The sequence below is a fragment of the Streptomyces sp. NPDC005761 genome, assembly GCF_040630635.1.
GTDB lineage: Bacteria > Actinomycetota > Actinomycetes > Streptomycetales > Streptomycetaceae > Streptomyces.
This window is the reverse complement of record NZ_JBEXXX010000015.1, coordinates 62,487-85,871: the sequence shown is the minus strand read 5'-3', so window position 1 is coordinate 85,871 and position 23,385 is coordinate 62,487. Positions and strand designations below refer to the sequence as shown.

The window sequence follows — 23,385 nt, the reverse complement described above, 5'->3', positions numbered from 1 at the left end:
CATTGACAACATGTCTAACACGCAGCCAGCGGCCGTGGCCTCGGAACGGGCCCATCTCAAGGCCCGTCGGGTGTCCTTCGCATGGGACAGGACGCCCCTGCACTGGGTGCCGGGCGATCCGTTCACCACACACACCATCAACGTGCTCCACCTGCTGCTCCCGGCCGGGGAACGCTGGTTCATCCACGTGTACCGCCAGGTGCTCCCCTACATCCACGACGAGCAACTGCGGCAGGACGTCATCGGGTTCATCGGCCAGGAGGCGATGCACTCCCAGGCCCACGACGACGTGCTCCCGCACCTGAAGGACCTGGGCCTCGACCCGGCCCCGTACACCGCCCAGGTCGACTGGCTCTTCGAGAAGCTGCTCGGCGACCGGACGCTGCCGCCGGGCCGGGCGCGCAGATGGTGGCTGCTGGAGCGGGTGGCGACGATCGCGGCGATCGAGCACTACACCGCGTTCCTCGGCGACTGGATCCTGAACGCCGACGAGCTGGACCGGCGCGGCGCCGATCCCACGATGCTGGACCTGCTGCGCTGGCACGGCGCCGAGGAGGTCGAACACCGCTCGGTCGCCTTCGATGTGTTCATGCACGTCGACGGCGGGTACCGGCGGCGGGTACGGACCTGGGCGACGGCGTTCTCCGCACTGTTCTTCCTCTGGCAGCGCGGCGCCCGGTTCTTCATGGAGAACGACCCGAGCCTGCCGGCCGGCAAGGCGTCCTTCGGCCAGTTCTACCGCAGCGGCCGGCGCGGCACCCTGCCCAGCACCCCTGCGATGCTGCGGTCCATCCCGCGCTATCTGAGCCGTACGTACCACCCCTCCCAGGAGGGCAGCACGGCGCAGGCCGTCGACTACCTCGCCCACTCGCCCGCCGCGGTCGCGGCCGAGGCCCGTACGACGGAAGCCCGTTGACCATGCAGCGTCCCTTCCCCCTCCCGCGACTGCGTACCGTCGCCGTGCTGGCCGGAACCGCGCTGCTCGCCAGGCGGGCGATGCGCCGGCGCATCGAGAAGTCCCCGCTGTGGCCGCTGCCCGCGCTGGACGAACCCGTGTCCGGCCGGGCACAGCGCCGTTCCACCACCGGCCGGCGGCTGCTGGTCACCGAGCGGACCACCCCGGCGGACGGCGTCGTGCAGCTCCGGCTGGAGGGCCCGGACCTGCCGTCCTGGCAGCCCGGCGCGCATCTCGACCTGGTGCTGCCGTCCGGTCTGGTCCGCCAGTACTCGCTGTGCGGCGACCCGGCCGACCGCGGCACGTACACCGTGGCGACCCGGCTGGCCGAGGACGGCCGGGGTGGCTCGCGCGAGGTGCACGCCCTGCTCCACGAAGGCCAGGAGGTCGAGGTCCGCGGCCCTCGCAACCGCTTCCCGCTGGCCGACGCGCCCTCCTACCTCTTCGTCGCCGGGGGCATCGGCATCACGCCGGTCCTGCCGATGCTGCGCGCGCTGGCAGCGTCGGGGGCCGACTGGCGGCTGCTGTACGGGGGCCGCAGCCGGGCGACGATGCCGTTCCTGGCCGAGCTCGAGAAGCTCGGCGCCGACGGCGACCGGGTCACCGTCGTCCCTCAGGACGAGGCGGGTCACCCGGACATCGCGGCTGCCCTCGCGGACGCGGCCGAGGGCACGGCGGTCCACTGCTGCGGTCCGGAGCCCCTGATGGACGCGGTCGAGGCCGCGCTCCCGCCCGGCTGCACCCTGCACCTGGAGCGGTTCTCCGCACCGGGCCCGGACGCCGCCGGGTCGGCCCCCTTCGAGCTGGAGCTGCGCCGCTCGGGCCGCACCGTGCCGGTCGCGGCCGGCCAGTCGGTGCTCGCCGCAGTACGCGCCGAGGTGCCGCACGTCTCGTACTCCTGCGAGCAGGGCTTCTGCGGTACGTGCCGCCAGCGGGTCCTGGAGGGCGAGGTCGAGCACCGGGACGACCTGCTGACGGACGCGGAGCGGAAGGAGTCGATGCTGATCTGTGTGTCGCGGTGCCGCAGCGGGCGACTGGTGCTGGACCTGTAGTCGGGCACCGGACCCACCGGTCGGTACCCTGTTCCCCATGACGACCGGGGTGCGGCGCAGGATGGGCGTCGAGGAGCGCAGGCAGCAGTTGATCGGCGTCGCGCTGGAGTTGTTCAGTCACCGGTCCCCGGACGAGGTGTCGATCGACGAGATCGCCGCTGCGGCCGGGATCTCCCGACCTCTGGTCTACCACTACTTCCCGGGCAAGCAGAGCCTGTACGAGGCAGCGCTGCGGCGGGCGGCCGACGAGCTCGCGGCCCGCTTCCTGGAGCCGCGCGAAGGACCCCTGGGGGCCAGGCTGTTGCGGGTCATGGGGCGGTTCTTCGACTTCGTGGACGACCACGGTCCCGGGTTCGCGGCCCTCATGCGGGGCGGCCCGGCGGTGGGTTCCTCGACGGCGAACGCGATGATCGACGGGGTGCGCCAGGCGGCCTGCGAGCAGATCCTGGCCCATCTGGGCGTCGAGGAACCGCCGGCCCGGCTGGAGCTGGTCGTCAGGTCCTGGGTCTCGCTCGCCGAGTCGACTGCCCTGATGTGGCTGGACGGGCGGCGCATCCCGCGTACGGAGCTGGAGTTGCAGCTGGTGCACGACTTCGCGGCGCTGGCCGCCGTGAGCGCCGCGTACAACGAGGAGATGGCGGGCGTCGTGCTGCGGGTCCTCGCGCAGGAGCCGGCGGACGGGCCGTTCGGAGATCTGCTGGTGCGGCTCTCCTCACTGGCGCCCGCCGTGCCGGCCGTGCCGCCGCAGCGTCGGTGACTCAGCGCTTGCGGTAGGACGGGTCGAGGTCGCGGGTCTCGGCCGAGAGGTGGAGGGCCAGCCCCTCGGCCGGCCGGATGTGTGCGGCCAGCAGCTCCAGTACGGACTCGGTGAGCTGTGCCCGGATCTCGGGGGTCCGGCCCGGCAGCAGCGCGATGTCGATGTGCACGATCGCGTCGCCACTCGGCGCGTCCGCGACCACGGACTCCTCGACCCTGCGGAAGCGGGTCTTGCAGGCGGCGATCTTCGTGGTGACCGTCTCGGCGATCAGCGGGTGCAGGGCGCCCGCGAAGCCGGAGCGGTCGAACGTGCCGTCGAGTTCGGCGGAGTAGTCGACGGTGATCTGCGGCATGACGGTCTCCTGGCTGGCGCGGGACGATGGACACGGACGGCGATCGCCCCTACCTTTCCCCGGCCGGGGAGGGCGCACAAGCGCGATTCACTATGTGAGCAGTTCGCCGTGGAGTGCCTGGGCCAGGCCTGCCTCCGCACTGTCGGAGCGGCCCAGTTCGAAGGCGCGCCGGTAGGCGGCGTCGCCCACGGCCTCGCGGGCCCGGCGTTCGCAGGCCGCGCGCAGGGGGCCCAGTTCCGGGGTGCCTCGCTGGGGGTGGCCGACCATGCGCCAGTAGACCTGTCCCGTGCCGTACACCCGGGCGGCCAGCGCTCCTTCGCCCTGGGCGGCGATCGCGGCGGCCAGGAGGTCCAGGCCGAGCGCGATGCCGAATCTGTCGCGGAGCCTGCGCTTGCCCGCGAGCATGGACCGGGCATGCGCGGCGGCAGCCTCCGCGCGGTCCTGGAGCAGGGAGATCAGGGCCAGCTGGTAGTCGACGTAGCTCAGGGTCCAGCACTCGTCCCTGGCCTCGCAGGCCGCGCGCAGGACGACGGCCGCCTCGGCCGCCTCGTCCAGCCGGCCGAGGCCGGTGAGGGCGAAGACGGTGATCAGGTGGCAGCGCAGCCGGTACGCGGTTTCGAGCGGGGTGCCGGACCCGGTGGTGCGCAGGGCCCGGTCGGCCTCGCGCAGCCCCTTCTCCGGCTCCCCGGTCATCAGATGGGTGAGGCCTCGCAGATAGGCGGCGGCAAGGAGTCCCTCGTCGGTGCCGTCGTCCGCCGCCGCCCGTACACACTCCTCACCGATCCGTTCGGCGGCCGGGTAGTCGCCCTGGAGCAGGACGCAGATGCCGAGCACCCACAGGACACGGGTGCGGTGGGGGCCTGTGGAGGGCCCGGCGTCCAGGGCGCGCTGGGCGTAGCCCCGGTTCTGCGCGAGGTGGCCGCAGCAGCACCAGAAGAAGCCGATCCGGCCGGCCATCTCCTGGGCGGCGTCGGGGTCGTGGGCAAGGAGGTGGTCGAGGGCGGCGCACAGGTCGGCGTGCGATTCGGCGATCCGGTGGTACCAGTGGATCTGGTCGTCACCGGTCCAGCCCGCGTGGGCGGCCCGGGCCAGCTGGAGGAAGCAGGCGGCATGCCGGTCGGCGGCCGCACGTTCCTCGCCCAGTTCGGCGAGCCACATCCGGCCGTACTCGCGCAGCGTGTCCAGCATGCGGTGGCGTTCGCCGTCGCGGGCGACGACCGACTTGGCGACCAGGGCGCTCAGGGCCGCCGGGACCGCGTCGGCTGTGAGCGGTCCCCCGGCGCAGACGGCGGCGGCCGTGCGTTCGTCGAAGTCGCCGCGCAGTACGGCGAGCCGCGCCCAGAGCAGCCGTTCCAGCGGCGTGCACAGTTCGTGGGACCAGCCGATGGTGGTGCGCAGCGTGCGGTGGCGCGTTGGCCGGAGCGTGGCATCGGCGAACACGTCGAGGCGGGAGCCGAGCCGCCCGGCGATCTCCTGGGCGCTGTGGCGTCCGATGCCCGCGGCGGCGAGCTCGATGGCGAGGGGGATGCCGTCGAGGCGTCGGCAGATCTCGGCCGCGGCCGCGAGGGTGCCGGGCTCGTCGAGGGGCGTGCAGGGGGCGGCCGCGGCCGCGCGCTCGTGGAAGAGGGTGAGGGCGTCGGCCGTACCGTCGACGGGCAGCGGCTCCACGGCGACGGCCTGCTCGCCCCTGATGTCCAGGGGCTGTCTGCTGGTGGCGAGGACGGTGAGGCCGGGCGAGGTCGTGAGGATCTCGCCGAGGAGGTGCGCACAGGCGGGGCGCAGGTGTTCGCAGGAGTCCAGGACGAGCAGGATCTCTTTGTCGGCGAGCCATTCGCACAGGACGTCGATGGGCATCCGCAGGGTGTGGTCGCTGAGACCGACCGCGTCGGAGACGGTGGCCAGGAGCAGTTCGTCGTCGTGGAGCGGGGCGAGGTCGGCCCACCGGACGCCGTCGCGGTATCCGGGGCCCGCCCGTCCGGCGGCGCGGACCGCGAGCCGTGTCTTGCCGACCCCGCCGGTGCCGGTGAGGGTGACCAGCCGGCCGGTGGCGAGGGCGTGCTCGATCCGGCCGAGTTCCGCCTCGCGTCCGACGAAACTCGTGGTCTCCTCGGGAATGTTGCTCGCCATCGTCACCGTCGCTGACCAGGTGGAGCGGCCGGTCCCGGCCCCCTGCGCCCTCGTACGGCACCGGCAGGCGTTCGACGCCGGTGCCGTACGGGAAGGGGGGCCGGGACCGGCCGGGTGGAGTGGGAGAGCGCGCCCGGGAGTGTGGTGCTGCGGCTCTCCCCGGCGGCTGCCCACACGGTAGTCCCGATGCGGGTCAGCGCAGCGAGAACACCGCCACCGTGCGCCCCGGAACGGTGAAGCTTCCCGAACTCCTCTCGTACGTGGACCTCTTGACGGTAAGATCCGCGCCCGCCGCCTGGACGGGGTGCAGGGCGTAGTTCTTTCCGGCCAGGGAGGCGACCTTCTGGGTGGTGGCGCCGGGCGCCGCGTTGAGGACGACGACCAGCTTGCCGAGCCGCATGGTGATCACGCCGGGCGTCTCGTCCTTGCCGGAGAGCGGGAAGGAGAGCGTGGACTGCACCTGTCCGGCGGTGGAGAGATCGAAGTCCTTCTCCGTGGCGCGGATGGTCAGCAGGTCCTGGTACGCGGCCGAGGCGCCGTCGATCTGCGCGCAGCCGGGGCTGATCGCCGGGTCGGCGAGCAGGGGCTTGGCGTAGGACCACTTGGCCTTGTTGTCCGCGGCGGGCGGCAGTCCGCGGCCGAAGCCGTTGCCCGCGCGGCAGTCCCAGTGCAGGGCGTTGAACCAGTCGCCGCTGTCGAAGGAGTTGCGGTCCAGCGACTTGGAGCGCAGCAGGTCGGTGCCGGCCTGCGAGAGCGAGGGGCCCTGCGAGAGGGTCGCCGTCGCCATGGCGAGGACCTGCATGCGGGCCCGGTCTGCTGCCGAGGTGCCCGCCGGGAGCTTGAAGGCGAGCGCGTCGTACAGGGTCTCGTTGTCGTGGGCGTCGGAGTAGGCGAGGGCGTCACCGGGGACCGCGGCGTATCCGGCCGGGGCTCCGTTGTAGTCGACGCCGGAGCCCTTGACGGTGGCGCCGGAGGTGTCGGTGAAGGTGTAGTCGGCGAGGTTGCCGGTGAGTCCGACCTTGATCAGGTCCTGGTAGTGGAGCAACCGGGCCTTCTGCTCGGCCTCGGTGCCGTTGGCCGCCGAGGTGTTGGGGTCGGTGTAGAGACCGGTGGCGAAGCCCTGCACGCCCGGGTCCTCGTCGAACGGGGAGCCGCCGCGCACGGCGTCGCGGGCCCGGTCGGAGAAGGTGGCGATGCCGGTACCGGCCATGTTCTTCTGGGTGGCCTGGACGAAGCGGGCGTCGTCGGCGATCTCGCCGAAGTTCCACCCCTCTCCGTACAGGATGATCTTCTTGCCGTCGACGCCGTCCCTGGCCACGGTCAGCGCGTCGAGCGCCTTGCGGACGGCCAGGATGTTGGCCTTGGGGTGGTGGCCCATCAGGTCGAAACGGAAGCCGTCGACCTTGTACTCCTTGGCCCAGGTGACGACGGAGTCCACGACGAGCTTGCCCATCATGGTGTTCTCGGGCGCGGTGTTGGCGCAGCAGGTGGAGGTGGCGACGGTGCCGTCCTCCAGGAGGCGCTGGTAGTAGCCGGGCACGATCTTGTCGAGTACGGACTTGTCGTCCTGGCCCGAGGCGACGGTGTGGTTGTAGACGACGTCCATGACGGTCCGCAGACCGGCGCCGTTGAGGCCCTGCACCATCTGCCGGAACTCGACCGTGCGCCTGGTGCCGTCGGGGTCGGAGGCGTAACTGCCCTCGGGAACGGTGTAGTGCAGCGGGTCGTAACCCCAGTTGAAGGCGTCCTTCGCGGCGGCCTTCGCCACGCAGGCCTGCTGCTCCTCGGAGTCGGGGGCGTAGACGGAGAGGTCGCAGGCCGGCTTCTGCTGGTCCTTCTTCTTCTCGGGAATGGTGCCGATGTCGAAGGCGGGCAGCAGGTGGACGTAGTTGGTGCCGGAGCGGGCGAGTTCCTTGAGGTGCTTCATCCCGTCCGAGCGGGTGTCGGTGAAGGCGAGGTACTCACCGGGGTGCTTCGAGGTGGGGTCCGCGATCGAGAAGTCGCGGATCTGCAGTTCCTGGATCTGGGCGTCGCGCAGCGGCACCGCGGCGGGCTTGGCCAGCCCGCTCCAGCCCTTGGGCGCGAGGTCCCGGTCGTGGAGGTCGACCACGAGGCTCCGGGCGGAGTCGGTGGTCAGGGCGGTGGAGTAGGGGTCGGTGACCTTGTTGGTGACGAGCTTCTGGACGGTGGGTGCCCAGACGCTCACGGCGTACCGGTACGGCTTGCCGTTCCAGCTCCTGCTGCCGGTGACGGACCACACGCCGGTGCGGTCGTCGCGCCGCATCGGGACGGTCCTGCCGTCCAGTTCGAGCGAGACGGTCCGGGCGGTGGGCGCCCAGACGGACAGGGTGGGGCGGCCGTCACGGAAGACGGGGCCGAGCGAGGCGCCGCTCGCCTTCGCCCCGTAGACGTCGTCCAGCACACCGGCGCTCTGCACGCCGGTGGCTGCGAGGAGGGCGCCGTTGGCCGCGCGCTGGGTGGCGATCAGCTGGCCACGCAGGGCCTCGCGGACCCGGTCCCGGTCACGGGCGTCGACGGTGAAGGCCGGGTAGTCCTTGAGGTGCGGGTACTTCGCCTTCTGCGCGTCGGTCAGCGCGGACGGGCCGAGCCGCAGCCACTGGCCCTCGTCGGTCAGGGCGCCGTCGACGACGGAGATGCCGCCGTTCTGCGCGTAGACGAGCTGCTGGCTGGTGGCCCCGGTGGCCTTCACCTTCCACACGACGGTGTCGGAGTCGATCCACTGCGCCTCGGCCTTCGTGAGGTCGGGGGTGGGGACGCCGCCGGTCTGCGGGAGCAGGTAGCCGGCCTTGCCGCCGAGCATCCAGACCTCGTGGCCGTAGGTGGCGAGGTCGAGCGACTGGTCGCTGGGCAGGTCCTTCTCGTCACCGCGGTGCAGGATGTAGCTGAGCGCGGTGGCCCCGTCGGCGAGCGGGACCTCGAAGGTGAGGCCCGAGGCGTCCTTCTTCACCGGCTGGAGCGGCTTGGACCAGTCGGTGGGTTCCTTGGCTCCGGTCCAGGTGTGCAGTCCCCAGCCCTCGTAGTCGCCGTCGGCCCGGTAGTAGTGCAGGACGGCCTTGGTGGCGTCCGGGGCGGGGTAGGCGCCGTCGGGGGCGGTGTCGGCCTGGCCGTCCTTGCCCTGCTCGATCCAGACCTGCCCGGTCCGCGCGAGGTCGACGGTGCGCTCGGCGCCGTCGGCGGTGCCGGCCTTCTCCACGGTGTACGGGACCGCCGATGCCCCCTCGGGCACCTTGATCCAGGCGAAGGCGCCGTAGGCGTCCCGGCCGGCGAACGCGGCGGTGGTGTCGCCGGACTTGACCTGCCAGCCGTCGTAGTCGCCGTCCGCGCGCTTGTAGTGGACGACGGCGTAGTCGCGTTCGACGGCGACGGGCTTCGCCGGGGCGGGCGCCTGTCCTGCGGCCGACGCGGCGAGCGCACTCGCGGTGCGGCCGGTGCGGTCGACGACGACGGCCTTGTAGCGCAGCGGTGTTCCGGCGGCGACGGTGTCGCCGATGGTCTGGGTGACCTTGTACGGGGCGTGGTCGGCGGTGCCGAGGGTGGTCCACTTGCCGTTGCCGGTCTGGGCGGCGAACACGACCCGGTTGAGGGAGCCGCCGTCGACGTCGGCGGTGAGCTCGACGGTGCCGGTGGCGCCGGCGGCCGGCGCCTTCAGCGTGATCGAGGGCCTGGCCGCGGGGGCGTTCAGGGTCTTCGCGGCACGGAGCACGATGCTGGACAACGCCGGGACGGTGACGGTGATCTTCTTGTCGGCGCCGCTGCGGACCGTGCCGGAACCGCCGTACAGCGTACGGAAGTCCATTCCGGCGGACTCGGTGGACAGCTCGACGGTCTTGGCCGCGGTGCCGTTGTTGGTGGCGACGACGTACTCGTTGCTGCGCTCGGGGTCCGTGCGGGAGAAGGCGTAGACGGAGCCCTCGGAGTACCGCTCGGTCTGGACGCCGTCGCGCAGGGCCGGGTTCTCCGCGGTCAGCTCGGAGAGCGCGGCGATGGACCGGTAGAGCGGGTGGCTCGTGTCGTACGCGTCGGAGGCGTGCGTGCGGTCCGTGCCCAGTTCGTCGTCGTCGAGGTAGTCCGCGGTCTTCGAGGCGAACATGGTCTGCCGGGCGTCCTTGTCGCCGCCGGCGCCCGTGAAGCCCTGCTCGTCGCCGTAGTAGACGACGGGGTTCCCGCGGCTGAGGAACATCAGCTCGTTGGCGAGCCCCGCGCGCTTGACCAGTTCGGCGTCATCGGCCTTCGGGTTGTCCTGCTTCAGGAAGGTCCCGATGCGGCCCATGTCGTGGTTGCCGAGGAAGGTCACCTGCTCGTAGGCGTTGGCCTTGTCGGTGGTGTACCGGTAGTCGTCACCGAAGACGGCGGCGAGCTTCGAGGCCGGGGCGCCCTGGGAGGCGTACTGGCGGGCCGCTTCCTGGAAGGGGAAGTCGAGCGTCGCGTCCAGACGGCCCTGCGTGACGTAGGGCGAGGTGATCGCGGTGTCGGCGGAGTAGACCTCGCCGAACATGAAGAAGTCCTTGCGGCCGTGCCTGGCCGCGTAGGTGTCGAGCGCGGTCGCCCACTGGGTCCAGAAGTCCAGGTCGACGTGTTTGACGGTGTCGATCCGGAAACCGTCGATGTCGAAGTCGCGGACCCACTTCTCGTAGATCTTCTCCATGCCGGAGACGACCTCGGGCCGCTCGGTCCACAGGTCGTCGAGCCCGGAGAAGTCGCCGTAGGTGGTGGACTCGCCGGCATACGTCGAGTCACCGCGGTTGTGGTACATCGTCGGATCGTTGAGCCAGGACGGCGTCTTCCCGCCGGTGGTGACCGGCTTGTACGGGAAGGAGTCGGCGTCGGCCTTCGCCATGCCGGCGGCGTCGTCGAAGGGCCGGCCGTCGCGGTCGAGGTACGGGTAGGCGCCCTTGGGCTTGTAGCCGTAGGTCTTCTCGGCGTAGTCGACGGTGTCGGCGGTGTGGTTGGTGATGACGTCGAAGAAGACCTTCATGCCCTTGCGGTGGGCCCGCTCGATCAGCTTCGTCAGGTCGGCGTTGGTACCGAAGTGCGGGTCGACCTGGGTGAAGTCGGTGATCCAGTAGCCGTGGTAGCCGGCCGAGGCGTCCTTGCCGGTGCCCTGGACGGGCCGGTTCTTGAAGATCGGGGCGAGCCAGATGGCGGTGGTGCCGAGATCCTTGATGTAGTCGAGCCGGTCGGTCAGCCCCTTGAGGTCGCCGCCCTGGTAGAAGCCCTTGTCGGTGGGGTCGTACCCGGTCTCCAGCCGCGAACCGGTCAGCCCGCCCCTGTCGTTGCCGGTGTCGCCGTTGGCGAAGCGGTCGGGCATGACGAAGTAGAACTGCTCGCGGGTCAGGTCGTGCCGGGCGGGCTGGGCCGCCAGCCTGGCGTCCGACGGCGCGGCGGGCGGCCTGGCCGCGGCAGCGGGCAGCGCGGGCACGAGGGCCGCGCACAGGGCGGCCGCGACGACGGCGGGTGCCGTTCTTCGCGCGGGCACGCGCAGGGACGGACGTATCACTCGGGTTCTCCTCGGAGGGGGTGCGTGTGCAGGGCCGGACGGGCCGGTGAGGGCCCGTCCGGTGGGTGGGGCGGAGGGGGTCAGCTGCGCCAGACGTCGGCGGTCAGGGTGACCTTGCCGGAGGACGGCACCGTGGCTGTGCGGTTGGCGCCGCTCTCCCAGGTGACGTTGCCGCTCGCGTCCTTGCGGACGTACTTGTACTCGAACGTCGTACCGGCCGGCAGGCTCACGTCGAGCTTCCAGACGGGGTACGTGGCCGGGTCCAGCTTCGGCGCGGCCGCCGGGTTCCAGTTGCCGAGGGCGGACTGGTTGCCTGTGACGTAGATGTTCTGGCCGAGCTGGGTCGTGGCGTTGACGCCGAAGGAGGCTCCGGACGTGCCCGTGCCGGGGTCGGTCGGGTCCGTCGGGTCGGTGCCGCCTCCGGTGCACGTGCGGGCGCCGGTCTGGAGGGCGAGAGCCGTGTGGGCGCCGAGCGTGGCGGTGAACTGGCCGGAGCCGTTGACCGTGACGCCGTTGCCGGACTGGATGTCGCAGTAGTCGCCGGAGGGCAGCGAGGTCTGGAACGTACGGGTCAGCGAGGAGTTCTCGTGGTTGATGGCGACGTATGCCTTGGAGCCACGGCCGAAGGCGATCTGGTCGCCGCCGTTGTCCCACCAGTTGGTGACGGCCTCACCGCGGGCGGTGTTGCGGAAGCCGACCATGGAGGAGATCTCGCGCCAGGCGTGCTGGCACTTCCAGCCGTCGCTGAAGCAGGCGTTCACCGTGCCGCCGCTCGGCGGACCGGCGTCCTTGTCCGACCACTCGTATCCGGAGTGCACGTCGGGCGAGCCGTAGGGCCAGGCCAGCATGAACACGTTGGCGAGCGTGTAGCCGGCGCCGCTCTTGTAGTTCAGCGTCTCGCCGTTGCGCTCGGTGTCGTGGTTGTCGACGAAGACCGCGGCCTTCGAGGAGGACATGAAGCCCCAGCCCTCGCCGAAGTTCTTCAGGTTGGCGAGGTTCTCGCTGTTGAAGACCTGCTTGAGGCTGCGGGCGTAGCGGAACTCCTGGACGTCGCCGGTGCCGGCGTACTCGTCGGGCGAGACGGCCTCGCCGCCGCCGTAGATCGCCTCCTGCTTCCAGTAGACGCCGGAGTTGCTCAGCCGGGACTTGATGTTGGCGAGGTCGGCGGCGGGCATGTGCTTGGCCGCGTCTATGCGGAATCCGTCGACGCCGAGCGAGAGCAGGTCGTTGAGATAACCGGCGATCCTGCCGCGTACGTAGTCCTCACCGGTGTCCAGGTCGGCCAGGCCGACGAGTTCGCAGTTCTGGACGTTGGCACGGTCGCCGTAGTTGCTGATGTTCGACTGACAGTCGTTCATGTCGCTGACCGAGTAGAGGCCGGGGTAGTCGTACTTGCTGTACGAGGACCCGCCCGTGCCCGTGCCGGAACCGGCCGACATGTGGTTGATGACCGAGTCGGCGACGACCTTGACGCCCGCGCCGTGGCAGGTGCTCACCATGTTCGCGAACGAGGTGCGGTCGCCGAGCCGTCCGGCGATCTTGTAGCTCACCGGCTGGTACGAGGTCCACCACTGCCCGCCCTGGATGTGCTCCTGGGGCGGCGAGACCTGTACGTAGCCGTAGCCGGCCGGGCCGAGGGAGTCCGTGCACGCCTTGGCGACGGAGTCGAACTTCCACTCGAAGAGGACGGCGGTGACGTCCTTGGTGCCCGGAGCTGAGGCCTGCGCGTTCGTGGCGGGGACCACGAGGGCGGCGGCGCCCGCTATCAGGGCGAGCGCGGCAGACAGGGGTCTGCTGGCCATATTTTCCTCCTGCGGTGGGGGAAACACGGGTGACGGTACCGAGGCTTCGGGTCACCTCCGACCGGGCGGCCACGCCCTGGCCCGCACGCACCGGACCGCGTCCGCTCTCCGATCCGAGGTGACCCGAGGCCTCGCAGCCTCGTACGACAACGCGCCCTGCCCTCAAGGCTCCTGAATGTTCTTGCTGCAAGAATGCAAACCTTGCCGCGGGGAGACCGTACGAGCCCGTCAGGTTCCGGTCAACCCTTTGGACATCAGCTGCTCACATCCACGAAATACTGGAGATTTCTTCCTGCAAGGACTTACGCAAGACATTGCAACGCTGTTACGTTTCTCCCGACTCCGGTCCGGTCGGCCGGGGGTCCCGTTACCCGGGCCCCACGCGCCCGGCCGGCCGGGCCGGTCACGTACAAGAGGGGCACCTGGGGGTCACACTCCCCGCCGACCCGTCCGGGTCGATCCCCGGTGCCCCTCGTGTGCGTGGCAGGGCCTGTCCGCCGCCGCCGTACGGCCCCCTTTTCCCCAGCAGCGCCCCGCCCGTCATGATGGACGCCGAGCGGGGGGCTGCTCCACGCCCCCGGCCGACGACCGCGTTCGACGTCCTTGGGGGAATGTCATGGTGCGTACCGGGGTCTACCTCGCACATCCACGGCCCGGAAGCTTCAACCACGCGGTGTTCGACGCCGTGGTGCAGGAGCTCCGCGACCGGGGTTCCGACGTACGGGCGCACGACCTCTGCGCGGAGGGATTCGCACCCGGACTGACCGCCGACGAGACGGAGACGGTGCGGTCCGCCGCGGACACCCCGGATGCCCAGCTGGCGGCGCACCGGGCCGAGGTGGCCACGCTCGACGCCATGGTGTTCGTGCACCCCAACTGGTGGGGCATGCCGCCCGCGGTCCTCACGGGGTGGGTGCAGCGCGTGATGGTGCCGGGCGTCGCCTACAAGCTGGGTTCGTCGGACGGGGAGCCGCAGGGGCTGCTGAAGGCCGGCCGGGCCCTCGTCCTGAACACCTCCGACACTCCCGCCGAGCGCGAGGCGGCCGAGTTCGGTGATCCGCTGGACCGGATCTGGTCGGCATGTGTCCTGCCGTATGTGGGCGTGACCGACGTGCGCCGGGTCGTCTTCCGGACGGTCACCGACTCCTCCGACGAGACCCGGGCGTCCTGGCTGCGCGAAGCCCGTGAGCACGCCCGCGCGCTGCTGGCCTGATGTGCGCGGAGGGCTCCGCATACGGTCCGAAGAGGCCCGATTAGACTCCCGGCCCATGTGGCAAGGACAGCAGTCGCCCCCCGGACAGCCGAATCCGCAGGACACCTACGTCAGTTCGGCACCCGAACCGCCACGTCGCCGGAACCGCACCGCGATCACCGCGGTGGCGGCGTCCGCCGCCGTCGTCGTGGCCTGCGGCGTGACGGGCTTCCTCGTGCTCCGTGACGACGGGGACGACGGGAAGGACCGGGCCGACGCGAAGTCCTCCGCGTCGGCCTCGGTGAGCCCCGGCGGCACGGCCCGGTCCGCGGCCGAGGGCGGTTCGGGCCCGCTCGTCCCCGGCTGGAACACCGTGGTCAACGCCAAGCGCGGCATCACCTTCGACGTGCCCGCCTCCTGGGCGCGGCAGTCCGAGAGCTGGGTCAGCTACGTCGCGGAGGACGACGACCCCGAGGAGAAGCCGCTGGTCGCGATGATGGCCCCGGCGGTCCTCAAGGAGAAGTGGTGCACGTCCGACGACAACAAGAACGGCGACGAGGAGAACACCTCGCTCGCCTCGACCGGCACCACCGGGGAGAAGGGGGCGAAGAGTACCGCCGAGGCCGCCGAGGACACGGCGAAGACCTGGGTCTACGGCGCGTACACCCAGCCCGACAGAACCCGTCTCACCATCAGTGAGCCCCAGTCGTACCGGACGAAGGCCGGCGTCGAAGGCAGCCTCGTGACCGTCACATCGTCCGGGACACCGAAGAAGGGAAAGTGCGACACCGACGGCAAGGCGATGACGTTCGCCTTCAACAACGCGGCGGGCGACTTCGTGTCCTGGACCTACCTCGGGGCGCACGGGGTGCCCGACGAGGTGTCCGACACCACGATCCGTCAGATCCTCAGCACGGTCAGGCTCTTCAAGGAGGGTGACGGGGCGGGCTGAGGGCTGTGACCGGCCGCGCCCCGGCCCAGCAGGACGCGCGTCGGGGCCGGGTCCCCCCTCCGGACCCGGCCCCGATTCCACACCCGTTCAGGCGCTGCGCAGCGCCGCCGTCGAACCCCGTACCACCAACTCCGGCTGGAACACGTACTCCGTGCGCTGGACGGGGCTCCCGCCGATCTCCTCCAGCAGCGCGCCCACCGCGGCCGCCGCCATCGCCTGCACGGGCTGGCGCACCGTCGTCAGCGGCGGGTCGGTGAAGGCGATGAGCTGCGAGTCGTCGAAGCCCACCACGGACACATCACGCGGCACGTCGAGGCCGCGGTCCCGGGCGGCCCGCACGACGCCGAGCGCCATCAGGTCGCTTCCGCAGACGATGCCCGTGCATCCCTGGTCCAGCAGCGCACCGGCCGCCACCTGACCGCCCTCGACGCTGAACAGCGTGGAGCAGACCAGGTTCTCGGCGTCCTCGCGGTCCAGGCCCAGCAGGGAGACAGCGGCGTCCACGAAGCCGTCCCGCTTGCGGCGGGAGGGCACATAGCGCTGCGGTCCGATCGCCAGACCGACCCGGCGGTGGCCCAGCTCGGCGAGATGCCCCACGGCCATCCGCACGGCAGCGTTGTCATCGGGCGAGACGAACGGGGCACTGATGCGCTCGTTGTAGCCGTTGATCAGCACGAACGGCACGCCGCGGTCGGTCAGCGCGGCATAGCGCGCCGGGTCGGCCGAGGTGTCGGCGTGCAGTCCGGAGAGGAAAACGATCCCGCCGACGCCGCGTTCGACGAGCTGCTCGACGAGCTCGTCCTCGGTGGCGCCGCCCGGCAGCTGGGTGCAGAGCACCGGGGTGTAGCCGTGGCCCGCCAGGACCTGTTCGACGGACTGAGCGAACGCCGGGAAGATCGGGTTGGTGAGCTCGGGCGTCACCAGTCCGATCAGCCCGGCACTGCGCTGCCGCAGCCTCACGGGGCGCTCGTAGCCCAGGATGTCGAGCGCCGCGAGCACCCGCTGACGCGTGGTGTCCGCGACGCCCGGCTTGCCGTTGAGCACCCGGCTGACGGTCGCCTCGCTGACGGACGCCTGGCCGGCGATGTCCGAGAGCCGCAGCGCGCTGCCGGCCCTGGGCGGGGGGACGGTCACACCGTCCACCACACCGTGGTGTCCGCGGGCAGCTCGATCTCGGCACCGTCGGCGACGACCGGGGAGCTCGACAGCAGGACGGTGCCGCGCACGGGGACGCGGACCGGGACGCCCGTCGTGTTGACGGTGCAGACGAAGCCGGGACGGGCGAAGACCAGCACGCCCTCGGGGCCGTCCAGCCACTCCACCTCGGTTCCGGCGCCGAGCCCCGGGTGCACCCGGCGGGCGGCGATCGCGGCCCGGTACAGCTCCAGGGTGGAGCCGGCCGCGCCGGTCTGGGCCTCGATGCTCAGCTCGCCCCAGCCGGTGGGCTGCGGGAGCCAACTGCCGCCCGCGCCGAAGCCGTAGCTGCTGCCCTCCCGGGTCCACGGGATCGGGACGCGGCAGCCGTCGCGGAAGCCGTCCTGACCCTCGGCCCGGAAGAACGACGGGTCCTGGCGGGCCTCGTCCGGCAGGTCGGTGACGTCGGGCAGGCCGAGCTCCTCGCCCTGGTAGACGTACGCGGATCCGGGAAGCGCCAGCATCAGCAGGCTGGCCGCGCGGGCCCGGCGCAGGCCCAGTTCGCGGTCCCCCGCGGTGCGGATCTGGGTGCCGAGGCCGGCCGGGTTGGCGAAGCGGGTGGCGTGCCGGGTGACGTCGTGGTTGGAGAGCACCCAGGTGGTGGGGGCGCCGACCGGACGCATGGCGTTCAGCGAGGTGTCGATGACGGCGCGCAGCTCGGCGGCGTCCCAGGCGGTCGACAGGTACTGGAAGTTGAAAGCCTGGTGCATCTCGTCGGGGCGCACGTAGTTGGCGGTGCGCTCGACGGTCGGGGTCCAGGCCTCGGCCACCGCGATCCGGTCGCCCGGGTACTCGTCGAGGATGGTGCGCCAGCTGCGGTAGATCTCGTGCACCCCGTCCTGGTCGAAGAACGGCATGACATCGTTTCCGAGCAGCTTGAGCTGGTCGTGCGCGCCCAGGTCGGGCAGGCCCTCGGCCTTGACGAGACCGTGCGCGACGTCGACCCGGAAGCCGTCGACGCCCATGTCGAGCCAGAAGCGCAGGATCGAGCGGAACTCGTCGGCGACGGCCGGGTGTTCCCAGTTGAAGTCGGGCTGCTCGGGCGCGAAGAGGTGGAGGTACCACTCGCCGGGCGTGCCGTCCGCGTCCGCGGTCCGGGTCCAGGCCGGGCCGCCGAAGATGGACTCCCAGTCGTTGGGCGGGAGTTCGCCGGAGGCACCCTTGCCGGGGCGGAAGTGGTAGCGCTCGCGCAGTGCGGACCCGGGGCCCTCGGCGAGCGCCCGCTTGAACCACTCGTGCTGGTCGGAGGAGTGGTTGGGCACCAGGTCGACGATGATGCGCAGACCCAGGTCGTGGGCGTCCCGGATCAGGGCGTCGGCGTCCAGAAGTGTGCCGAACATGGGGTCGATGGCCCGGTAGTCGGCGACGTCGTAGCCCGCGTCGGCCTGCGGGGAGGCGTAGAAGGGGCTGAGCCACACCGCGTCGACGCCGAGGTCCCTGAGGTACGGGAGCCGGGCGGTGACGCCTGCGAGATCGCCCATGCCGTCGCCGTTGCCGTCGGCGAAGCTGCGCGGATAGACCTGGTAGATCACCGCGTCCTGCCACCAGCCGGTGCGATGGCCCGCGGCGTCGTCGGACGTGCCGGTGGAGGGGGCAGCGAGGTGCTGGGTCATGTCGTCCCTGGGGTGTCTGGGTGGGGGGCGGCGCCGGGACCGGGTCGGGATGCCGGCGCCACCGTGACTGGTGCGTGCGGGTCGTACGGCCGTGCGGTGAGACCTCAGCCCTTGACGGCTCCGGCGGACATGCCGGTGACGAGGTGCTTCTGCGCGAACAGGAAGACCAGGGCCGCGGGTATCGCGATGAGCACGGACGCGGCGGTCATCGGACCCCACTGGGCCCCGTACTGGTTGACGAACAGCTGCAGGCCGCCCGCCAGCGTGAGGTTCTCCTCGCCGACCATGAACGCGGAGGCGTACGCCACCTCGCCCCAGGCGGTGATGAACGAGTAGAACGCGGTGACGGCGAGGCCGGGCTTGGCCAGCGGCAGGATGAGCCGCCAGAACGTGCCGAACGGGGTGAGCCCGTCGACCTGGCCGGACTCGTCGATCTCGCGCGGGATGGTGTCGAAGAAGCCCTTCATCATCCAGGCGCAGAACGGCACCGAGATGGTGAGGTAGGTGATGACCAGACCGGCCGGCTTATTCAGCAGCCCCATGCCGGCCATGATGTTGTAGATCGGCACGATGAGGACGGCGACCGGGAACATCTGCGTGATCAGCAGTGTCCACATCAGTCCGCGCTTTCCGGGGAAGCGGAAGCGGCTGACGGCGTAGCCGGTGGAGGCGGAGACGATCACGCCGAGGAGCGTGGTGAGCCCCGCGACGACCACCGAGTTGCCGAACCAGGTCAGGAACTTCGTGTTCTGGAGCAGGTTCGTGTAGTTCTCGAACGTCGTCTCCTTGAAGAAGTCCGTGGTGGTCGCGAACGCGGCGGGCTTCAGCGAGGTGAGCAGGACCCAGAGAACGGGGAAGACCGCGATCACCGACGCGACGATGAGCGTCAGGTGCAGTGCGGTCGAGGCCAGCGGTGAACGTTCCCCGCGCAGCCGGACCTTGGGCGCGGAGTGCCGCGCGGCGGTGGTGGGTGCGGTGGTCACCAGTCGTCTCCCTGGGTGCGGAGGACTCGCCGGTACACGGCGGCGAAGAGCAGCAGGAGCACGAGGATCAGCACGCCCCACGTGGAGGACTGCGCGAAGTCGCGCGGGCTGATCTCGAAGGAGAACTTGTACGCCTGCGTCACCAGGATCTGGGTGGCGTCACCGGGTCCGCCCCGGGTCAGCAGGAAGATCACCGGGAACATGTTGAAGGTCCAGATGGTGGACAGCAGGATCACGGTCGTGGAGACCGGCCGCAGTCCGGGCAGCGTGATGTGGCGGAAGCGCTGCCAGGCGGTGGCGCCGTCCATCTCGGCGGCCTCGTAGTGCTCGCTGGGTATGGACTGCAGGCCGCCGAGGAGGGCGACCATCATGAACGGCACACCGAGCCACACGTTGACGGCGATGACGGAGATCTTCGCCCAGGTGGGGTCGTCGAGCCAGGCGATGCCGTCGAAGCCGCCGCCGGAGAGGATCTTGTTGAGCAGCCCGCGGTCCTCGTTGTAGAGGAAGCGCCAGGCGAAGACGGAGACGAAGCCGGGGATGGCCCAGGGCAGGATGAGGGCCATCCGGTAGGCGGAGCGCCCGGCGATCCTGCGGTTCAGGATGTTCGCGAGCGCCATGCCGAGGGCGAAGGTGATGGCCACGCAGGAGACCGTCCACACCAGGGTCCACCCGAGCGTGCCGAGGAACTGGTCACCGGTGAGCGCGTCGGCGTAGTTGTCCAGGCCCACGAACTCGTACGTGGCGGGCATGTGGTTGACACCGATGGACCGCGCGACGTTGCGCTCGTTGGCGTCGGTCAGCGACAGGTAGATGCCGCGGACCAGCGGATAACCGATGATCACGCCGATCACGACGACGACCGGGGCCACCATCGTCCAGGCGTACCAGTGCGTCGACAGAGCCCGCCGGAGCCTGCTCGGGGGCGGGGGGTTACCAGTACCGCGGCTCCGGCCGCGGGCGACGTCGTCGCCCGCGGCCTTCGCCACCGACTGGCTGGTGTGGACAGCCATCAGTCGGCCTGCCTTCCTGAGTTACTTCCAGCCCTTGAGGAGCTTGCGGTAGGAGTCGCCGGTCGTCTTGACGGCCTTCTCCGGGGAGGTCTGGCCGGTGAGGACCTTGGTGTACTCGGTGACGAGCGGCGCGAAGAGGCTGCCGGTCTCGGGGATCCAGGGGCGCTCGACGGCGCTCTCGACGACCGGCTTGAAGAAGCCGACGATCTCGTTGTCGACGACGGCCTCTTCGGCGTAGGCCGAGGTGCGGGTCGGCAGGAGGTTGAGCTCCTTGGTGACCTGGGCCTGCGTCTTCACGGAGGTCATGTAGTCGACGAAGGCGTAGGAGGCGTCGAGGTTCTTGGAGCCGGCGTAGACGGCCAGGTTGTGACCGCCCTGCGGGGCACCCTGCGCGGCGGAGCCGGCCGGGACCGGGGCGACGCCCAGGTTCGCCTTGTCCTTGAACTCCTTGCCGGCGTACGTGTCGGCGACGGCCCACGGGCCGTTGATCATCATCGCGACGTCGCCGTCCTTGAAGGACGACTGCATGTTCTCCCAGCCGTCCGTCGCGTCGGTCTTCGCGGCACCGGAGTCGACCAGGTCCTTGACGACCGTCATGGCCTTGGCGCCGGCGGCGTTGTCGATGGTGACGGCCTTGCTGGAGGCGTCGACCATGTCGCCGCCCTCGCCGTACAGGAAGGACAGGAACCAGTACGCGTCGTCGCCGCGCAGGTAGAGGCCGGTCTTGCCGGTCTTGTCCTTGATCTTCTTGGAGACGGTCTTCAGCTCGGCGATCGACTTCGGAACCTCGACGCCGGCCTCCTTGAAGATCTTCTTGTTGTAGAAGATGCCCATGGAGTCGATGACCTGCGGCACCGCGTACGTCTTGTCCTTGTACTTGGTGGACGCCGCGGCCTGCTTCAGGAAGTCGTCCTGCTTCACGAGAGCGGCGGTGCCGTCCAGCGGGGCGAGGTAGCCGAGGTCGGCGAACTCGGGCGTCCAGGCAACCTCGGAGCGGATGACGTCGGGAGCGCCGGAGCCGGACTGGGCCGCGTTCTTGAACTTGTTCTGGGCGTCACCGAAGGGCACGTTGACGTACTTGACGTCGACCTTCGGGTGCTCCTTCTCGAAGCCCTCGGCGATCTTCTTGAAGACCTTGTCCTCGCTGCCCGCGGTGGAGGTGTCCCACCACGTCACGGTGCCCGAGAGCTCGCCCGAGCTCTTGGAGGTGCCGTCGGAACTGTCGTCATCGCTGCCGCAGGCGGTCGCCGCGAGCGCCAGGGCCGCGACCAGGGCGGTGGCCGTTATGCCACGTCGCATCTGAACTCCTTCAACTGCCGTACCGCTCCGTCGCGGCGCCGGGTCGACGTGAACGTAACAAGGATGAAAGACGGCCGAAAGAGTTTGCGGAAGATTTCTGCAAGCTCCGGCGATCGTTACATTCGCGTGTCCTCACGGTTGCCGTCAAGCCTCTTGACGGAAGCGCCCCATCCCTGGCAGCGGCGGGCACACACCCCCGATTCCGCAGTGCGACGATCCGACCGCAACCAGCAAACCCGCCCCGCAAGACCTTGCAAGATGTTGCCGCCACCCCGGGCGCGCCATGCCCCGTACCCCGCCCGCGCAGGCCCCGGCGGGCGCTGTCGCCCGATTCCTGTGCATGGTGGGCAATCCGACCCACGCCCGGTACAGTCCAGTCCCATGACCGCACGGCTTGCCGATATCGCAATTCAGGCGGGGGTCAGCGAAGCGACGGTCAGCCGCGTACTGAACGGCAAGCCCGGTGTTGCCGCGACCACCCGTGAATCCGTCCTCGCGGCGCTCGACGTCCTCGGCTACGAACGGCCCGTCCGGCTGCGCCGGCGCAGCGCGGGTCTGGTCGGCCTGATCACGCCCGAGCTGGAGAACCCCATCTTCCCGGCGCTCGCCCAGGTCATCGGCCAGGCGCTGACGCGGCAGGGATACACCCCGGTGCTGGCGACGCAGACGCCCGGCGGTTCCACCGAGGACGAGCTCACGGAGATGCTCGTCGACAGGGGCGTCTCCGGCATCATCTTCGTCTCCGGTCTGCACGCCGACACCTCGGCCGACATGCAGCGCTATGAACAACTGCGCGCCCAGGGCGTCCCCTTCGTCCTCGTCAACGGCTTCTCCCCCAAGGTGCAGGCGCCGTTCATCTCGCCGGACGACCGGGCGGCGATGCGGCTCGCGGTGACGCACCTGGTGTCGCTGGGCCACACCCGGATCGGCCTGGCGGTCGGCCCCAAGCGTTTCGTGCCCGTACTCCGCAAGATCGAGGGCTTTCACGCCACGATGCAGGAGCAGTTGAACCTGACGGCGGACCAGGTAGAGGAGCTGATCCAGCACTCCCTGTACACCCTGGAGGGCGGTCAGGCCGCCGCCTCGGCGCTGATGGAACGCGGGTGCACGGCGGTGGTGTGCGCGAGCGACATGATGGCGCTCGGCGCCATCCGCGCCGCCCGCCGGCTCTCCCGGGACGTGCCGCGCGACCTCTCGGTGGTCGGCTACGACGACTCGCCGCTCATAGCGTTCACCGATCCGCCGCTGACCACGATCCGGCAGCCGGTCACGGCGATGGGGCAGGCCGCGGTGCGCACGCTCCTGGAGGAGATCGGCGGCACACCCGCCCCGCACAGCGAGTTCGTCTTCATGCCGGAACTGGTCGTGCGCGGATCGACAGCGGCAGGACCCGGCACCGGCGCGGCTGCCGCGGCCCCGGCCGTCCCAGGATCCCACGCGCGCCCGTAGCCCGCAGGACGTGCAACCCGCTCCCCACCGGAGGATCATCAGGCAGAGGGGGCGAATCTGGCAGACTCTGTGCCTATGGGTGAATTGAGCGTGAAACCACAGGAAGGCCGCACGGAGGCCACCCCGTCACCCATCGTGAACGAGGCGGCTCCCGAGGCGAATACGAAGCAGAACGGCGACTCCGGCCGGATCCGCAGACTGCTCGACCGCGGCCTGGCAGGTGTCCGCCCCCCACGGTCGCCCCGGAGGCCTCGCCTCTGGTTCGAGATCCTCCTGATCGCGGTCAGCTACTGGCTGTACTCGCTGGTGCGCAACGCCGTCCCCGAACAGAAGGCGGCAGCCCTCTCCAACGCCGACTGGCTCTGGTCGGTCGAGCGGTTCCTGGGCATCGCCGTGGAGCAGTCCGTCAACCACGCGGTCAACTCGGTGACATGGCTGATCGTGTCGATGAACTACTACTACGCGACCCTGCACTTCGTCGTCACCATCGGTGTGCTCGTATGGCTGTTCCGCCGCCACCCCGGCCGGTACGCACCGGCCCGTCTGGCGCTGTTCGCGACCACGGCCGTGGCGCTCCTCGGCTACTACCTGTATCCGCTGGCCCCGCCACGGCTGATGAACGGTGGGAACTTCATCGACACGGTCATGATCCACCAGACCTGGGGATCCATGGCTTCGGGCAACTTCAAACAGATGTCGAACCAGTACGCGGCGATGCCCTCGATGCACATCGGCTGGTCGCTGTGGTGCGGCCTGACCGTCTTCGCACTGGCCTCGGCCCCGTGGGCGCGCATCCTCGGCCTGCTCTACCCGACGGTCACCCTGGTCGTCATCGTGTCGACCGCGAACCACTTCTGGCTTGACGCGGTGGGCGGCATGGCGTGTCTGGCGTTCGGTTACGCGGTGTCGTACGCCTGGTACGGGGCGCTGCCGCACCACCTCCCGAAGCTGATCCCCCCGAAGCCGACCCACCGCACCCGCCTGGCAGCGGTGACGAGGCGCCCGCGTGCCCAGAAGGCAGCCACAGGCGGCAACTGACCAAGCCCCACCGGCGATCGACGAGCGCGGCCACATCAGCCCCTCCGGCGATCGACGAGCGCGGCCACATCAAACCCCTCCGGCGATCG

The 23,385-nt window shown here is 70.5% G+C and carries 16 protein-coding genes; 7 read left to right on the top strand and 9 right to left on the bottom strand.

What is annotated here, in order from left to right; genetic code table 11:
- Window positions 1–10: 10 nt before the first annotated feature.
- From ABZ434_RS16670 to ABZ434_RS16660, 3 genes are read left to right on the top strand one after another with little or no spacing between them, the layout of a single operon-like run.
- On the top strand, window positions 11–916 hold the full coding sequence (locus ABZ434_RS16670) for a metal-dependent hydrolase (protein WP_359136398.1): 906 nt from the start codon (window positions 11–13) through the stop codon (window positions 914–916).
- Between the two features lie 2 nt (window positions 917–918).
- Window positions 919–2,007, top strand: coding sequence for a PDR/VanB family oxidoreductase (locus ABZ434_RS16665; protein ID WP_359136395.1), 1,089 nt, complete (start codon window positions 919–921; stop codon window positions 2,005–2,007).
- A gap of 37 nt (window positions 2,008–2,044) precedes the next feature.
- Window positions 2,045–2,764 carry a TetR/AcrR family transcriptional regulator gene (locus ABZ434_RS16660; protein WP_359136392.1) on the top strand — a complete coding sequence of 240 codons (720 nt, stop codon included), beginning with the start codon at window positions 2,045–2,047 and terminating at the stop codon, window positions 2,762–2,764.
- Window position 2,765: 1 nt separating this feature from the next.
- Here the strand turns inward: ABZ434_RS16660 and ABZ434_RS16655 are convergent, their stop codons facing one another.
- The 4 genes from ABZ434_RS16655 to ABZ434_RS16640 form a co-directional block, all read right to left on the bottom strand.
- Window positions 2,766–3,116 (bottom strand): isomerase, encoded by a 351-nt coding sequence (locus tag ABZ434_RS16655; RefSeq protein WP_359136390.1) that lies wholly within the window; start codon window positions 3,114–3,116, stop codon window positions 2,766–2,768.
- Between the two features lie 90 nt (window positions 3,117–3,206).
- Window positions 3,207–5,243 carry a regulator gene (locus ABZ434_RS16650; protein ID WP_359136387.1) on the bottom strand — a complete coding sequence of 679 codons (2,037 nt, stop codon included), beginning with the start codon at window positions 5,241–5,243 and terminating at the stop codon, window positions 3,207–3,209.
- A 193-nt stretch (window positions 5,244–5,436) separates the two neighbouring features.
- Window positions 5,437–10,761 carry a pullulanase-type alpha-1,6-glucosidase gene (gene pulA, locus ABZ434_RS16645; protein ID WP_359136384.1) on the bottom strand — a complete coding sequence of 1,775 codons (5,325 nt, stop codon included), beginning with the start codon at window positions 10,759–10,761 and terminating at the stop codon, window positions 5,437–5,439.
- Window positions 10,762–10,841: 80 nt separating this feature from the next.
- A complete protein-coding gene (locus tag ABZ434_RS16640; RefSeq protein ID WP_359136381.1) occupies window positions 10,842–12,563 on the bottom strand; it encodes a carbohydrate-binding module family 20 domain-containing protein in 1,722 nt (573 codons plus the stop codon).
- A 616-nt stretch (window positions 12,564–13,179) separates the two neighbouring features.
- On the opposite strand from ABZ434_RS16640, the gene ABZ434_RS16635 reads away from it, so the two are divergent.
- Together ABZ434_RS16635 and ABZ434_RS16630 are read left to right on the top strand one after the other, a co-directional pair.
- Window positions 13,180–13,776, top strand: coding sequence for an NAD(P)H-dependent oxidoreductase (locus ABZ434_RS16635; protein WP_359136378.1), 597 nt, complete (start codon window positions 13,180–13,182; stop codon window positions 13,774–13,776).
- Between the two features lie 55 nt (window positions 13,777–13,831).
- On the top strand, window positions 13,832–14,707 hold the full coding sequence (locus ABZ434_RS16630) for a hypothetical protein (protein WP_359136375.1): 876 nt from the start codon (window positions 13,832–13,834) through the stop codon (window positions 14,705–14,707).
- 87 nt (window positions 14,708–14,794) lie between these two features.
- Here the strand turns inward: ABZ434_RS16630 and ABZ434_RS16625 are convergent, their stop codons facing one another.
- The 5 genes from ABZ434_RS16625 to ABZ434_RS16605 form a co-directional block, all read right to left on the bottom strand.
- Window positions 14,795–15,853 (bottom strand): LacI family DNA-binding transcriptional regulator, encoded by a 1,059-nt coding sequence (locus ABZ434_RS16625; protein WP_326663026.1) that lies wholly within the window; start codon window positions 15,851–15,853, stop codon window positions 14,795–14,797.
- Window positions 15,838–17,514: a glycoside hydrolase family 13 protein gene (locus ABZ434_RS16620; RefSeq protein ID WP_359136371.1), complete on the bottom strand. Its 1,677-nt coding sequence runs from the start codon at window positions 17,512–17,514 to the stop codon at window positions 15,838–15,840. Before ABZ434_RS16620 ends, ABZ434_RS16625 begins: the two co-directional genes overlap by 16 nt.
- Window positions 17,515–17,618: 104 nt before the next feature.
- Entirely contained in the window at window positions 17,619–18,497 is an 879-nt protein-coding gene (locus ABZ434_RS16615; RefSeq protein WP_359136368.1) for a carbohydrate ABC transporter permease, read from the bottom strand.
- Window positions 18,494–19,510 carry a sugar ABC transporter permease gene (locus tag ABZ434_RS16610; protein WP_359136366.1) on the bottom strand — a complete coding sequence of 339 codons (1,017 nt, stop codon included), beginning with the start codon at window positions 19,508–19,510 and terminating at the stop codon, window positions 18,494–18,496. The genes ABZ434_RS16615 and ABZ434_RS16610 overlap by 4 nt, the downstream gene beginning before the upstream one ends.
- Before the next feature lie 21 nt (window positions 19,511–19,531).
- Window positions 19,532–20,809 (bottom strand): extracellular solute-binding protein, encoded by a 1,278-nt coding sequence (locus tag ABZ434_RS16605; RefSeq protein WP_359136363.1) that lies wholly within the window; start codon window positions 20,807–20,809, stop codon window positions 19,532–19,534.
- Window positions 20,810–21,190: 381 nt separating this feature from the next.
- Between ABZ434_RS16605 and ABZ434_RS16600 the strand changes: the two genes are divergently transcribed.
- Both ABZ434_RS16600 and ABZ434_RS16595 read left to right on the top strand, forming a co-directional pair.
- Window positions 21,191–22,258, top strand: coding sequence for a LacI family DNA-binding transcriptional regulator (locus ABZ434_RS16600; protein ID WP_359136361.1), 1,068 nt, complete (start codon window positions 21,191–21,193; stop codon window positions 22,256–22,258).
- A gap of 75 nt (window positions 22,259–22,333) precedes the next feature.
- Window positions 22,334–23,296 (top strand): phosphatase PAP2 family protein, encoded by a 963-nt coding sequence (locus tag ABZ434_RS16595; RefSeq protein ID WP_359136357.1) that lies wholly within the window; start codon window positions 22,334–22,336, stop codon window positions 23,294–23,296.
- Window positions 23,297–23,385 lie beyond the last annotated feature (89 nt).

Coding starts and splice junctions, on each gene's coding strand:
- ABZ434_RS16670 (WP_359136398.1), top strand. CDS start 11: ATGTCTAACACGCAGCCAGCGGCCGTGGCCTCGGAACGGGCCCATCTC.
- ABZ434_RS16665 (WP_359136395.1), top strand. CDS start 919: ATGCAGCGTCCCTTCCCCCTCCCGCGACTGCGTACCGTCGCCGTGCTG.
- ABZ434_RS16660 (WP_359136392.1), top strand. CDS start 2,045: ATGACGACCGGGGTGCGGCGCAGGATGGGCGTCGAGGAGCGCAGGCAG.
- ABZ434_RS16655 (WP_359136390.1), bottom strand. CDS start 3,116: ATGCCGCAGATCACCGTCGACTACTCCGCCGAACTCGACGGCACGTTC.
- ABZ434_RS16650 (WP_359136387.1), bottom strand. CDS start 5,243: ATGGCGAGCAACATTCCCGAGGAGACCACGAGTTTCGTCGGACGCGAG.
- ABZ434_RS16640 (WP_359136381.1), bottom strand. CDS start 12,563: ATGGCCAGCAGACCCCTGTCTGCCGCGCTCGCCCTGATAGCGGGCGCC.
- ABZ434_RS16635 (WP_359136378.1), top strand. CDS start 13,180: ATGGTGCGTACCGGGGTCTACCTCGCACATCCACGGCCCGGAAGCTTC.
- ABZ434_RS16630 (WP_359136375.1), top strand. CDS start 13,832: ATGTGGCAAGGACAGCAGTCGCCCCCCGGACAGCCGAATCCGCAGGAC.
- ABZ434_RS16620 (WP_359136371.1), bottom strand. CDS start 17,514: ATGACCCAGCACCTCGCTGCCCCCTCCACCGGCACGTCCGACGACGCC.
- ABZ434_RS16610 (WP_359136366.1), bottom strand. CDS start 19,510: ATGGCTGTCCACACCAGCCAGTCGGTGGCGAAGGCCGCGGGCGACGAC.
- ABZ434_RS16605 (WP_359136363.1), bottom strand. CDS start 20,809: ATGCGACGTGGCATAACGGCCACCGCCCTGGTCGCGGCCCTGGCGCTC.
- ABZ434_RS16600 (WP_359136361.1), top strand. CDS start 21,191: ATGACCGCACGGCTTGCCGATATCGCAATTCAGGCGGGGGTCAGCGAA.
- ABZ434_RS16595 (WP_359136357.1), top strand. CDS start 22,334: ATGGGTGAATTGAGCGTGAAACCACAGGAAGGCCGCACGGAGGCCACC.